This is a genomic window from Algibacter sp. TI.3.09 (genome assembly GCF_038154905.1).
GTDB lineage: Bacteria > Bacteroidota > Bacteroidia > Flavobacteriales > Flavobacteriaceae > Algibacter.
Genome location: NZ_JBAKAN010000001.1, coordinates 1645437 through 1660031, shown reverse-complemented (window position 1 = coordinate 1660031; position 14595 = coordinate 1645437). Strand labels below are relative to the sequence as shown.

The window sequence follows — 14595 nt, the reverse complement described above, 5'->3', positions numbered from 1 at the left end:
ACCAACTATAAACCAAAATAATAATGACAAAAAGCATTTGTTACCTCAGTATAGCATTCCTTATACTAGTAAGCTGCAATTCAAAATACAAATATAATTTTGAGAAATCGGAACATGGTGTAACCATCCATCAGGATAGCTTAAATATTAATGTTGAAATTATTGATGATGCCATTATTCATGTCAATAAAATACTCAATACAAGTACACCGTCAACAATACCAGATTATGTTACGGTTTTAGAGCCTCAAAAAGTAGATTGGGAGTTAAAAGAAGCATCAGATAGAATAACAATTAGCACTAATTTGGTTAAAATATTTGTAAATAGTGATGGTACTATTACTTATAACACAAAGGATGGCAAAGATTTATTAGCTGAAACCAACGAGCGTACCTTTATTAATTCCGAAGAAGAAGGAAAGGAACATAATGTTTCACAAGGGTTTCAAGCGGGAGATGAAGGTTTGTACGGTTTAGGTCAGTTTCAAAGTGGTATTATGAATTGGAAAAATGTACCAATTCGTTTACAGCAATACAATCAGGAAATCGCGATTCCGTTTTTGGTTTCAACTAAAGGTTATGGTATTTATTGGCATAATTATAGTCTTACCGATTTTAATAATCCTGAAAATGAGATCGTATTTGATTCTAAAGCTGAAGTTAATAATAATAGTGAGGATGCAATAGCTCCTGTTGATGGTGAAAAGGAGAATGTAGCAGCTTATGCTGCTAAAGAGGCAGCAGAAAAAAACATACGCGAAACTACATTTACACCAACAAAAACTGGAGAATACACCTTTTTAGCTTTAAGTGATAATAACGGGCGTATGCGAGGGAATATTAATGTATCTATCGATGGCGATTCTGTTATCAACTATTCAACCATATGGATGCCTAGACGATATTCTGGTAAAAAACATTTGGAAGCAGGAAAAGCATATAAGGTAATATTCCAAAATACAGGAGCAAAAATACCAGGGAAATTATTTTATAATGAACCGGATTTTAACAAAACCGTTTTTAGCAGTACTAAAGGCAATGCCATCGATTATTATTTCGTTTATGGAGCTAATCCGGGTGAAGTGATATCAAACTATCAAGAGTTAACGGGTAAGGCGCCTATGTTTTCAAAAAAATCTTATGGTTTTTGGCAATGTAGAGAACGTTATCATAATCAAGAGGAATTGTTAGAAAATGCTCGCGAAATGAGAGATCGAAATATCCCTGTCGATAACATTGTTCAAGATTGGTTTTACTGGCCAAAAGGGACTAAAGGCCCAGAGTGGGATAGAGCTAAATATCCAGATCCAGATGCTATGGTAGATGAGCTAACCAAACTGAATTTAAATTTAATGGTTTCTGTTTGGCCAGAGGTTAAAAATAAACCTTTAGAGGAAAAGTATGGGCTTACTAAAATAGAAAGTAGTAATTATATCGATATTTATGATAAAAAAGTAAGTGAGCAATTTTATAGATCTTTAAGTGATTCTATGTTTCATAAAGGTGTGAAATCTATTTGGTTGGATGGTACAGAACCAGAAGGAGTAAGAGATACAAAAGTAAGTACTGCCGTTGGACCTTATGAAGAAGTTCAAAACGCTTATTCGTTAGAAGTAACAAGAGCCATGTATGAAGGTCGAAGAGAAGAGTTTCCTAACGAACGTGTTTTTAACTTAACAAGATCGGCTTATGCTGGGCAGCAACGTTACGGAGCAACATCTTGGTCTGGCGATGTCGCTGGAACTTGGGAGCAGTTTGCGGAACAAATTCCTGCAGGGCTTAATTTTACTATGGCTGGCGTACCTTATTGGACACATGATATTGGTGGTTTCTTTAGAGATTCTAAGTCGTTAAATCCTATTTACGATAGTCAGTATACTAATCCGGAATATATAGAATTGCTAACACGTTGGTTTCAGTTTGGGGCGTTTAGTCCTATTTTTAGAATCCATGGTTATGTTTCAGAAACTGAAATTTGGAGATATAACAAAGATTTTGAAACTACAGCTCGCAAATTTATAGATACCAGATATAAATTGATGCCATATATTTATTCTGAAGCTTGGAAAGTAACAACTCAAGGTAAATTAATGATGTCGCCGCTTGTGTATCATTATCCAAATGATAAAAATACTTGGGGTATTAAAGATCAATTCTTTTTTGGAGAATCGTTAATGATTTGTAATGTTACCGAATACCAACAACGTCAAAAAGAAATTTATTTGCCAGAAGGTATTTGGTATAATTTCTGGACAGGTAAAAAAGTAAAAGCTAAGGGGGAAATTACTGTTGAAACACCTTTAGATGAAACTCCAATTTTCGTAAAAGCAGGAAGTATTTTGCCAATAGGTCCAAAAGTTCAGTTTGCTACAGAATTTACAAAAGATCCTATTGAAATTGTGGTGTATCCTGGAGCCGATGGAGAATATGTAGTGTATTTTGATGATAACGAATCGTATAATTATGAGAATAAAACCTATTCTGAAGTGGTTTTTACTTATTCCGATGCCGATAAAACACTAAAAGTAACTAAAGGTGTCGATAATTATGTTGTGTTTGAAGATTTGCCAAAAGAGTTCCTGATACACACAGTAGATCAAGGCCGAGCAGAAAGAATTTATTTTCAAGGTGAAGAAACTACTATTCAGTTTTAGATTTTTATAGTTTGATTAATTTAAACAACATTAAAATGAATAATTTAAAACTTAGCGTTTTAGTCTTAACAATATTGATAGGAATTAACTTATCCTTCAGTCAAATAAAACTAAAAGGTCTTGAAGATTTTCGAACCCCTCAAGGTGATTGGTTTGAAGTGAAATCGGTTGAGGTTGATTCGGTTAACTACCAGTTTTTAGATTTTAAAAAAGGTGCAGGTGTTTTTGTAAATGGAGAAACAGGCAAAACGGAACATCTAGAAACACAGGAATCTTATGGCGATATGGAATTACACATTGAATTTCTATTACCAAAAGGTTCCAATTCAGGAATTTATTTTCAGAGTAGATACGAAATCCAAATTTTTGATAGTTACGGAAAAGATGATGTGGCGTATTCTGATTGTGGAGGGATTTATCAGCGTTGGGATGAAAGCAAGCCTAAAGGAGAAAGAGGCTACGAAGGCATCTCGCCAAGGGTTAATGCAACATTACCGTTAGGAGAGTGGCAGACTTACGATATTATTTTTAGAGCGCCGAAGTTTGATAAAAACGGAAATAAAATAAAAAATGCCATGTTCGAAAAGGTAATTCTTAACGGGCAAATTATTCATGAAAACAAAGAAGTAACGGGAGCTACTCGTGAAGGTTTAGATGCTGCTGAGGTTGCTTTTGCTCCATTAAGGTTACAGGGCGATCATGGAAGTATTGCTTTCAGAAATATTCTAATTAGAAAATTAGATAATACAAGAGAGGCTAAGTTCGATATATGGGTAGATCTTTATGAAAATTCAGAAAAAACGGGGCCCAATTATGATTTTATTGTAAATGGTGACGCTACTGAGCAAGAAGCAAACACTATGTTTGAGTATAATGGAAAGGAGCTAAAAGCCATGTATAAATGGAAGAAAACCACCGCGCCTTACGGGGTTGCGATTACCAAAAAAGCTTACAGCTCTTATGATTTGAAGTTTGAGTTTAAATGGGGTGAACGTAAATTTGAACCACGACTCGATAAAATACGTGATGCCGGTTTATTATATCATTGTCCTGTGGGGAGTTATGCTTGGCCATCAAGTTTAGAATATCAAATTCAAGAAGGCGATTGTGGCGATCTATGGAATATTCTCGGAGCGCATTGCGATGTTTTAAAAGGAGGTAAAGTTTTAAAAATTAAGAAAAGAAGCTATAGCAGTTCAAAAAAATGGACTAATGAAGAAAAGCCAGGTTGGAACCAAGTCTTGTTGCAAGTTAGAGGTGATAGTGCAAAGTATTATTTAAATGGAGTGTTAATCAACGAAATCACCAATGCAACATACGGAGGTTTATCGCTTAAATCTGGATTTATAGCTCTTCAGGCTGAATATTCAGAATTAATTTATAGAGAAATAAAAATTAAAGAAGTTCAGTTTTAGACCAAATAAAAGTATTAAAATAAAAATAAGATTAATAATGAATAAACTTATCAACACCATTTCAGTAACTAAAAATGCGATGTTTATTTTCGGGATATGTTTCCTACTAAGCATCACTTCTAACGCACAAATTAAGGTGAATTCTTTAAGTGAATTAATACCGTATTTAAGTCAGGATAAAGTGCATGTAAAAATGACACCAGGTGTTTACTCCATAACGGCTGCCGATGTGAAAAATGGTTTGTATCAAAAATCGTCTTTTGTAGGTAAAGAGTGTAAAGTGTTGTTGCTTTTTGAAGGAAACAAAAGTATTTACGATTTTTCAGGAGTTACTATAAATGTTGATACAAAAGTGTTTCAATCTTATGGAAATATTAGAATTAACGAAATTCAAATTGTTGGTAATAATAACGTGCTTAAAAATCTAACATTAATAGATGACGGATCGGTTTATGATGGGCCAACAAAAGGTGCGTTAAATGTGTGTATCGATGGAAAAGAGAATCTAGTTGAAGGCTTCTACGTAGCCGCTAAAGGATCGTTTCCTTATGGTTATGGCGATGCCTTTGGTAAAGGTGGTAAAAACGTTATTAGACACCAAAAACACAGTTCTTGTTTAATTCGTGGAGAATCTAATAATTTAAAAAACTCGACGTTTATCCATAGAAGTTACGGGCATTGTTTGTTTATGCAAGCTGCAAGTAACCCAACAATAGAAGGTTGCTATGTAGAAGGCGAAATGCGTAGTACCAACGATATGTTATTAGAAAAAGGTACAGGCTCTCCTGCCGACAAAGTCGATTTTATGACGGTTTGGGGATACGAACTTCCCAAAGGCTATATGCTAAGTACTGGAGAAGCTGGTATTCGTGCTTATAATGCAGGCGAAACTATTATCGATGGTAAACTTATTAAGCGCGGGACATCGAACCCAACGATATTAAATTGTACCGTTAAAAATATGAGAACAGGTGTGACTTTAGCGCATGCAACTGGTAAAAAATATGTCGAAAATTGTACCGTTATTGGTAGTGAAAACGGATTTTCTTTAGGTTCTGGCGATGTGGTTAATTGTAGAGCCGATTGCAGTTACGGCCCAGTATATTCATCGACTTATGAAAATGACAAGAATTTTAATGCTGATATCACTATCATTCCTGCGAGTAATCCGTACATGAATGGTTCTGGAAATGTAGCCTACATAGGTGGTCGTGGTCATAATATCACTTTACGTGGAAGTAATGAAGGCGTAGAGCACGGATTGGAAATTAAAGTTGGTGGTTTAAAAAATAACATTCGTTTATTAAATGGAAATTTTCCGCATCAAAACGACTTTAAAGGCTCTGAATTTGAAATTAATAATCTTACCGATTATCCATTATATCTTTCGAATAAAAGCTTAAGTGTTAAAGGCAGAACGTCTGGAACTATAGAAGATTTAGGCACAAATAATACTATTCAATCAAAATAATAGATAAGATACCTTTTAAAATGAAACAGCTTAAGTTTATAAATATTGCAGTAGTACTTATGTTTGTCGTTGCGCAGTTTAGTTGCGCTCAAAACACAGGTAAAGCCATTGAAAGTAAACTTCAGTTAAATCAAATTAAAGTGTCTAGTTTATCTGAGTTGCGTTTAGTAGTTCAAGAAAGTAATCAGCATATTATTCTTAAGCCAGGAAAATATATTATTACCGATTTACCATTAGAATCAAGAGGTTTTCAATGTTCTGGTTCAAACAATATTATTGAACTGAGTGAGGTTTATATCAATTTCCCTGTCGGAACATGTAAAGATGCGCATTTCGATATTACAGGATCTAATAATATTTTAAGAGGTGGGGATTTCGAAGATACTTATCAAAACGGTATGGAGAAAGTAACCGATTTTGGGAGCTACAATCAAAACCGGAAAACCTTAGCGAAAGGCTTAAAAGGTGGTGCAAATATTCGAGTTTCTGGAAATAATAATATTGTGGAAGGCATAAAGCTAACCGTAAGAGGTTCGTTTCCTTATGGCTATGGCAATATGTACGGTATTGGAAGAGGTAATGCTACTGGGTTAGATAAACGTTGCGCTTTGTTAATTACAGGCGTGGGGAATACGGTTGATAATTGTGAATTTCAACATAGAGCATTTGGACATGTTATTTACATGCAGAAAAACGCCGATAAAACGCTTATAAAAAACACCTACATTGAAGGCGATGTACGCCCTAGTAATAATGCTTACACAGAAACTAACGATGGCGATTTACCAAAACGATTTAATTACAAAATGCCGATTGGAGAAATGGAAGGACTTCCTATTCCTCGTGATGTAATGTTTAACCTAACGGAAGATGGTATTCGCGCTTACAATATTCCAGGGTCTGTAACCGTCGAGAATTGTGTGGTTAAAAAATGCCGAGGCGGTATTAAACTGTACATGGCTAAAGGGAAAGTAACTGTTAAAAATAGTACGGTTTTAGATTGTGTTGTCGAGGGCTATTCTTTAAATAATGGTGGAGAAATGATTAATTGTAAAGGCAATGCCGCTTACGGGCCGTTACTTTACATGCATTTCGATAAAGTATCAAACCAAAATATAGATTTAACTGTTTTACCTGCTCCATATGCTGTCGGAAACCATGTGTTTGCTGCTATAAAAGGGCATGGACACAATATAAAATTAACCGCAGCTAATCCTTCAGAAATTATCGATAATACACTTAGACCCATTGTGGTTGGTTATCCTGCTCGCTTTCAGTTTTTAACTACAGATTATCCAAATGTGCCTAAAGGGTATGAGGAAAATTTTAAGAAGCATTTTGGAAATAAAACGTATAGTGCGACAAATATTTCAATAAAAAATGGCACTAATTATCCAGTTGTTTTAGGTCATTTATCCGAAGAAAATCAAGTGAAAAGTAGTGGTAAAGTAACCGATTATGGAACAGCTAATCTTGTGAAAACCTATCCTGTTTCCGAAGAAAAAAAGTAGTTAACCCCTCTAAACATCGAAGTTTTTTCAATATAAGCCTATAATTTATAGTATTTGAATGATAGTTTATATCCATATTTCTACGGAAGTGATATTTTTATGCTCTTAAATGTCCGTTTTCTAAAGCGCGGATATTTCAATTCAAAATACTAAACATCTATTCAGATAAATTAATTCTTATGAAAAAAAGTAGAGGTCTTATTGCTGTAATTTTATGCGCCTTATTTATGGTGTCTTGTAAATCGGAAGAAAAAAAGACTGAAGTAAAGAAAGAAAAACCAAACGTAATTTTACTTGTTGTAGACGATCAGGGTTATGGCGATATAGGACGCCTTGGCAACAAGGAAATTAAAACGCCAAACATCGATAATCTTTACGATGTAAGTGCACGTTTTACACAATACCACGTATCTCCAACTTGTGCGCCAACAAGAGCAGCTTTAATGACGGGGCATCACTCTAACAGAGCTGGTGTATGGCATACTGTAAATGGGCGTTCGTTAATTTTAGATAGAGAGACAACCATTGCTCAGGTTTTTAAAGATAATGGTTATGCAACCGGAATTTTTGGAAAATGGCACTTAGGTGATAATTACCCATTTCGTCCGGAAGACAAAGGCTTCGAAGAAGTTTTAGTACACAGTGGAGGTGGTGTTGAGCAAGCTTTGGATTATTGGGATAATGATTATTTTAATGACACCTACAAGCACAATGGTGAGTTAAAGAAGTTTGAAGGATTTTGTACTGATATTTGGTTCGATAATGCTAAAAAATATATGGCAGAAAATCAAAAGAATAATAAACCATTCTTCTGTTATTTATCTACCAACGCAGCGCACACGCCATATTTTGTAGAAAAGAAATATTCTGATCCTTATGAAAATAATGAAAACATACCGAACGCAGCCTTTTATGGTTTAATTTCTAATGTTGATGAAAATATTGGGAAATTGGTAGAGTATTTAAAAGAAATCGATTTAATGGATAACACCATTTTGATTTTCTCTACGGATAACGGAACTTCAGCAGGAGCAAAAATTGAAAAAGGAGGCGATCGTTTAGATGGTTTTATTGGAAAAGGTTACAACGCTGGTATGCGGGGTATTAAAGCGAGTATGTATGAAGGTGGACACCGCGTACCACTATTCATTCACTGGAAAGATGGTGGGATTACTACCGGAAAAGATATTAACGAACTTACGGCGCATTACGATATCGCACCAACTTTAGTGGATTTATGTGGTTTAGAAGTTAAAGAAGATTTAAAATTCGACGGAAAAAGTTTAAAGCCATTAATCGATGGTCATAATGAAGCATTTGTAGATCGTGCGGTTATCACAAATTCACAACGTACTGAAGTACCAGAACCTTGGAGAAGAACCGCTTTTATGAAAGGCGATTGGAGGCTTGTTAATGGTACCGAACTTTATGATTTAAGCAAAGATCCTGAGCAACGTACAAACGTTGCTGATCAGTTTCCAGAAAAAATGGATGCTTTTAAAGCAGAATATGATGCTTGGTGGAAAGAAATCTCTCCAGGTTATAGCGATCAACCTTATATTATTGTAGGCACTCGAAATGAAAATCCAACAACGTTACATGGTCACGATTGGCATACTACAGCAGCGGCAAGTCCATGGCACCAACGTCACATCAGACAAGGTTATATCGACAATGGCTACTGGTTAGTAAAGGTTGCTGAGAGCGGAACATACAATTTAAAATTACGTCGTTGGCCAATAGAAACAGGTTTGCCGTTAAACGGAATTGCTCCTGTGCGTCCAACTTTAGAAGGTACAACGGTTAGAGAAAGTGTAAAAAGTAAAGCGTTAACTATTAAAAATGCTAGAATTAAAATTCAAGATGAAGAGCAGTCTGTTGCTGTAGATCCAAATGCGCAATTCGTAGAATTCACCGTAGACCTTAAAGCAGGAGAAACACAGCTTCAAACTTGGTTTACTTTAGATTCTGGTGAAGAATTAGGCGCATATTACACGCTCGTCGAAAAAATGTAAATTGGACTTTATAAATTTTTATTTTTAGGAATTAATAACCTAACTTTTACCATAATGAGAAAAAGAATTTCATTACTATTTTTAGTCTTAATTGCAATATTTTCAAGTTTTGATGGGCTTTCGGCACAATCGAAACAAAAACCAAACGTCATTATTGTAATTACCGATGATCAAGGAAAAGGCGATTTAGCTTGCGAAGGGAATAAGTTTGTTAAAACACCAAATATAGATAAGTTTTATTCCGATGCGGTTCGTTTTACAAATTACCACGTGTCTACAACATGTGCTCCAACGCGTGGAGCAATCATGACGGGACGCCATAGTAATCGTGTTAATGTGTTTCATACTATTAATGGGCGCTCTATTCTTTTTGAAGATGAAGTGACTTTACCTCAAATTTTTGCTCAAAATGGATATACCAATGCGATGTTCGGAAAATGGCATTTAGGTGATAATTATCCTTTTCGTCCTGAAGATAGAGGCTTTCATGAAGTTATTCGGCATGGTGGCGGAGGCGTAGGTCAAGGTCCTGATTATTGGGGTAACGATTATTTCGATGATACATACTGGCATAATAGCAAAATGGAAAAGTACGAAGGATATTGCTCAGATGTGTTTTTTAATGGTGCTTTAGATTTTATTGAAACCAATAAAGACAAACCTTTTTTCTGCTATATTTCTACCAATGCACCGCACTCACCTTACAATCTTCCTAAAGATTATTTCGATTTATATCAAGGTAAAAAGTATAAAGATATCAATGAGAGAACCTTGCGTTTTTATGGAATGATTACCAATATTGATGACAATTTTAAAAGGTTAGAAGATAAATTAGACAATTTAGGTATCGCCGATAATACCATCGTTATTTTTACTACGGATAATGGAACAGCAGCAGGTAGAAGTGTTTACAATGCAGGCTTAAAAGGTGGTAAAGGTAGCCAGTATGAAGGTGGACACCGTGTGCCACTTTACATTAGATGGCCAGATGGAAAATTGACAGGCGGTAAAGATATTGATGAGTTAGTAGCGCATTACGATTTATTACCAACGTTTGTAGATTTATTAGGTTTAGATTTTAATCCAGTTAAAAAACTAGATGGTAAAAGTTTAACGCCTTTATTAGAAGCTAAGAATGATACTTGGGAAAACCGAATTTTATACATGGATACCCAAAGAGAACAAAACCTGATCAAGTATAAAAAATATACGGTTATGGACAAAGATTGGCGTTTAGTTGACGGTAAAGAGCTGTACAATATAAACAACGATTTAGGTCAAGAAAATAACATCATTTCTGCGCACCCAGAAATTGCAGCACGTTTAGGCGTAGGTTACGAAACCTGGTGGCAATCTTTTGTAGACGAAAAAGTAAACGAACGTTATGCTTACATTAAAGTGGGGTCTCAAAAAGAAAACCCGAGTAGAATTTCAGCTCACGATATGATTGTTGGGAAATATAGTGGTTCATGGCATCAAAATGGTGCTATTACAGGAACTCGTGCTGGTGGTAAATGGAAGGTCGAATTTGTTGAAGATGGCGATTATAAAATCAGTTTACGTAGATTTCCAAGAGAAAGCAACTTAGCTATCAATGCAACCTTTCCTGCTCAAGAAAAGGCTATTGAATATGATAAAACATCGCCAGCGGGTGTAAAATCAGATTTTAAAGAAGCTTTCTTATATGTAGCTAATATTTCTAAAACTTTAGAAATTAAAGCAGATCAAGATGAAGTAACCTTTAGAGGGAAAATTCCAGCGGGAAAATACGATATGGAAGCACAACTTATAGATGAGTTAGGTCGTGTACACCCTGCATATTATGTATATGTTGAAAAAATAAATTAAAAACGCTGTTTGGCGGAATTTAAAATATCAAAATGAAATTAGTATTAAGATTAGTAGCCTGTTTGAATCTTGTTTTGTTGGTCTCTTGCGGCCAGCAAAATAAAGCACAGACAGTAAAAATAACACAAGAAACAAAACCTAATATTGTTATTATTTACACCGACGATCAAGGTTATGGAGATGTAAGTGCACTTAACCCTGAGGCGAAATTTAGAACGCCAAATATGGATAAGTTAGCTAACGAAGGTGTTACTTTTACTGATGGACACAGTAGTGATGCGGTTTGTACACCTTCTAGATACAGCTTGTTAACAGGGCGTTACAGTTGGAGAACAAGTTTAAAGAAAAACGTTTTACGTGCAGATGGTCCGTGTTTAATTGAAAAAGATAGAATGACGATTGCTTCGTTACTTCGTGAGCAAGGTTATAGTACAGCCATGATTGGTAAATGGCACCTTCAAATGGAGTTTGAAGGTGATGTCAAAAAGGGTGGTCGCGATTGGTCTAAACCTTTCACAGATGGTCCAATAGAAAAAGGTTTCGATTATTTCTTCGGAATTCCTGCTTCTATGAATTATGGTATATTAACATATTTAGAAAACGATCGAGTGCTTGATCCTCCAACGCTTTACACAAAAAAGAAATTGGATGTTACGCCGCGTACCTACAGAATGACGCCTCCTTATCAAGAAGAACAAGCTAAGGGCTATGTTGAGGTAGCGCCTTCATTTAATGACGAATTGGTTCTTAAAACTTTTGCAGATAAAGCCGTAGAATATATCGGTAATGCTGCAGATGAATCTAAATCTGGAAAACCTTTCTTTTTATACCTACCACTTACAAGTCCACATTTACCACATTGTACACATCCTGATTTTCAAGGAAAAAGTAATTGCGGAAATTATGGCGATTTTATGGAGGAAACAGATTATCGTATCGGGCAAGTACTTGATGCTTTAAAAGCAAATGGTTTAGATGAAAATACTTTGGTTATTTTTTCATCGGATAATGGTGCGGAATCTAATTACGCTTATCAAAGAGATACTTACGGACATTATAGTTGTATGAATTTTAAAGGAGGAAAACGTGATGTTTATGAAGGCGGACACCGAGTACCGTTTTTAATGCGTTGGCCAAATGCTATTAAAGCAGGAAGTCAAGTAAACGATCCAGTTTGTCAAACCGATTATTTAGCAACTATTGCTGATATTGTTGGAGCTAAAATACCTGATAATGCAGGAGAAGATAGTTACAGCTTATGGCCAATGATGCAAGATGACGCTGTTAAACAAAAAGCAGATAGACCCGTAATTCATCATTCATTCACTGGGCATTTTGCTATTCGCGAAGGGAAATGGAAATTAAATATGCTTAGAGGTTCTGGTGGTTCTTTAAAACCTGTGATTATAGAACCAAAAGAAGGCGAAGCACCGTTTGAACTTTACGACATAGAAAACGATCCAGGGGAAACTAATAATTTATGTTTTGAAGAACCAGAAGTGGTTAGTAGGCTAACAGCTAAAATCACCGATATTATAAAAACAGGTCGATCAACAGAAGGATTACCTCAACCTTATGTTACAGAAAATTGGGAGCAATTAACTTGGATGAGCTTAAATTAGGTATCATAAATTGAATTTTTAAATTTGAAGTTCGTGATGTTGGCTTGTAAAATTATTTATAAAATAATAATAGAATTTGATTCTAAAAAATAAATAGAATGAGAGCAAAAGTCAGCATTTTCACAATCTTACTTTTTGTTTGTTCTTTTATGGTTCAAGCAAAAGATTTTCACGTATCAAAAAAAGGAAACGATTTTAATGAAGGAAGCCAAAGCGCACCGTTTAAAACCATTTCTAAAGCAGCCAAATTAGCACAGCCAGGTGATGTTATTATTGTTCACGAAGGTGTTTATCGAGAACGCATAGATCCTTTTTATGGAGGAAGAAATGATAGAAATCGAATTGTTTATCAGGCAGCTGAGAACGAAGATGTTTGGATTAAAGGTTCTGAAGTTATCAGTACTTGGAAAAAGCATAAAGGCTCTGTTTGGAAAGTCGTGATTGATAATAGTTTCTTCGGAGATTTTAATCCGTATCAAGAAATTCTTTATGGCGATTGGTTAACAAAAACTTACGGCAGAGATCATCATTTAGGCGAGGTTTATGTAAATGGAAAAGCCTTATATGAAATTGATAGTTTAACTAAAGTAGCATCTTTAAATCCTTTAAAAAGAGCAATAGATGTTGAAGGTTCTAAATACAAATGGTATTGTGAAACAAACAATGAAACGACGACGATATATGCCAATTTTAAAGATGAAAACCCTAATAAAGAGTTAGTAGAAATTAATGTGAGACCTACTGTCTTTTTTCCGAAGAAAACAGGAATTAATTATATCACCGTTCGTGGATTTAAAATGGCGCACGCTGCAACGCAATGGGCACCACCAACAGCAGAACAACAAGGTTTAATAGGCCCTAACTGGAGCAAAGGTTGGGTTATTGAAAACAACCTCATCACCGACTCTAAATGTGCCGGAATAGTGATAGGGAAAGAGCGTGGTTCTGGCCAAAACGCATGGCGTCGAGATAAAAAGAAGCATGGCACGCAACGCGAGCGCGAAGTTGTTTTTAAAGCTTTACAAATGGGATGGTCTAAGGAAACAATTGGTTCTCATGTTATAAGAAACAATACCATAAAAGATTGTGAGCAAGGCGGAATTATCGGTCATCTTGGTTGTATTTTTAGTGAAATATCTAACAATCATATTTATAATATAAATGTAAAAAAACAGTTTGATGGTTGGGAAATTGCGGGAATTAAACTGCATGCAGCTATAGATGTTCTTATAAAAAATAATTTCATACACCATAACCACAGAGGTATTTGGTTAGATTGGCAAGCACAAGGTGCTCGGGTATCGGGTAATCTTTTAGTTAATAATGAAGATCAAGATTTGTTTGTAGAAGTGAATCACGGGCCTATGATAATCGATAACAATATTTTACTTTCCGAAAGAGGGATTCTTAATGCGTCTCAAGGAACCGCATTTGTCAATAATTTAGTTGCTGGAAATATACACATGAGAACGGCAACAAATAGGTTTACCCATTATCATTTTCCGCATTCTACGGAAGTTTTGGGGATGATGACGGTTATACTTGGTGACGATCGTTTTTATAATAACATTTTTGCGGCCAATAACGAGTCGTTAGAGAAGAGTCAATATTATGGTTTGGATGCTTACAACGATTTTCCTTCAGCTTCATATCAATGGAAATCACCTGGTAGTTTAAACAACTATAATGCGCAGAAGTTCCCCGTTTTTATAGATGCTAATTTGTATTTAAATAAAGCTAAACCATCGAATATAGAAACTAATTTTGTTGAAAATAAAACTTTAAATCCAGCTATTCGTTTAACTAAAGAGGACGATGGTTATTACTTAAATATTACTGCAGACGCGAGTTTTAGGCAAGTTAAAACACAGTTTGTAAATACCACTATTTTAGGTGCTGCTTTTCAGTCGGAAACACCTTATGAAAATCCTGATGGTTCTGCACTCACCATTAATGAAGATTATTTTGGAAACGAACGAACCACGGAACAACCATTGGTTGGCCCATTTCAGAATTTAAAAATAGGAGAGAATAGAATTAAAGTTTGGAGTAATTAAGT

General features: G+C 35.3%; 8 protein-coding genes. All 8 read left to right on the top strand.

The genetic code is table 11. From position 1 onward, the window contains the following. Nucleotides 1-23: 23 nt before the first annotated feature. The 8 genes from V6246_RS06555 (at nt 24) to V6246_RS06520 (ending at nt 14593) form a co-directional block, all read left to right on the top strand. Nucleotides 24-2654, top strand: coding sequence for a glycoside hydrolase family 31 protein (locus V6246_RS06555; protein ID WP_341559691.1), 2631 nt, complete (start codon nt 24-26; stop codon nt 2652-2654). A gap of 35 nt (nt 2655-2689) precedes the next feature. After that, nucleotides 2690-4069, top strand: coding sequence for a 3-keto-disaccharide hydrolase (locus V6246_RS06550; protein ID WP_341559690.1), 1380 nt, complete (start codon nt 2690-2692; stop codon nt 4067-4069). A 37-nt stretch (nt 4070-4106) separates the two neighbouring features. Further along, complete coding sequence (locus V6246_RS06545; protein ID WP_341559689.1) at nt 4107-5540, top strand: right-handed parallel beta-helix repeat-containing protein; 1434 nt, start codon at nt 4107-4109, stop codon at nt 5538-5540. 20 nt (nt 5541-5560) lie between these two features. Next, nucleotides 5561-7051 (top strand): hypothetical protein, encoded by a 1491-nt coding sequence (locus tag V6246_RS06540; RefSeq protein WP_341559688.1) that lies wholly within the window; start codon nt 5561-5563, stop codon nt 7049-7051. Nucleotides 7052-7230: 179 nt separating this feature from the next. Further along, nucleotides 7231-9066: an arylsulfatase gene (locus tag V6246_RS06535; protein ID WP_341559687.1), complete on the top strand. Its 1836-nt coding sequence runs from the start codon at nt 7231-7233 to the stop codon at nt 9064-9066. A 54-nt stretch (nt 9067-9120) separates the two neighbouring features. Then, nucleotides 9121-10914, top strand: a complete 1794-nt coding sequence (locus tag V6246_RS06530) for an arylsulfatase (protein ID WP_341559686.1) — start codon at nt 9121-9123, stop codon at nt 10912-10914. A gap of 32 nt (nt 10915-10946) precedes the next feature. After that, nucleotides 10947-12536 carry a sulfatase family protein gene (locus V6246_RS06525; protein WP_341559685.1) on the top strand — a complete coding sequence of 530 codons (1590 nt, stop codon included), beginning with the start codon at nt 10947-10949 and terminating at the stop codon, nt 12534-12536. Nucleotides 12537-12634: 98 nt separating this feature from the next. After that, on the top strand, nt 12635-14593 hold the full coding sequence (locus V6246_RS06520) for a DUF1565 domain-containing protein (RefSeq protein ID WP_341559684.1): 1959 nt from the start codon (nt 12635-12637) through the stop codon (nt 14591-14593). Nucleotides 14594-14595: the final 2 nt, after the last annotated feature.

What these genes read in the sequence shown, in the direction of transcription:
- V6246_RS06525 (WP_341559685.1), top strand. Translation starts at nt 10,947, where the DNA reads ATGAAATTAGTATTAAGATTAGTAGCCTGTTTGAATCTTGTTTTGTTG.
- V6246_RS06550 (WP_341559690.1), top strand. Translation starts at nt 2,690, where the DNA reads ATGAATAATTTAAAACTTAGCGTTTTAGTCTTAACAATATTGATAGGA.
- V6246_RS06545 (WP_341559689.1), top strand. Translation starts at nt 4,107, where the DNA reads ATGAATAAACTTATCAACACCATTTCAGTAACTAAAAATGCGATGTTT.
- V6246_RS06555 (WP_341559691.1), top strand. Translation starts at nt 24, where the DNA reads ATGACAAAAAGCATTTGTTACCTCAGTATAGCATTCCTTATACTAGTA.
- V6246_RS06535 (WP_341559687.1), top strand. Translation starts at nt 7,231, where the DNA reads ATGAAAAAAAGTAGAGGTCTTATTGCTGTAATTTTATGCGCCTTATTT.
- V6246_RS06520 (WP_341559684.1), top strand. Translation starts at nt 12,635, where the DNA reads ATGAGAGCAAAAGTCAGCATTTTCACAATCTTACTTTTTGTTTGTTCT.
- V6246_RS06540 (WP_341559688.1), top strand. Translation starts at nt 5,561, where the DNA reads ATGAAACAGCTTAAGTTTATAAATATTGCAGTAGTACTTATGTTTGTC.
- V6246_RS06530 (WP_341559686.1), top strand. Translation starts at nt 9,121, where the DNA reads ATGAGAAAAAGAATTTCATTACTATTTTTAGTCTTAATTGCAATATTT.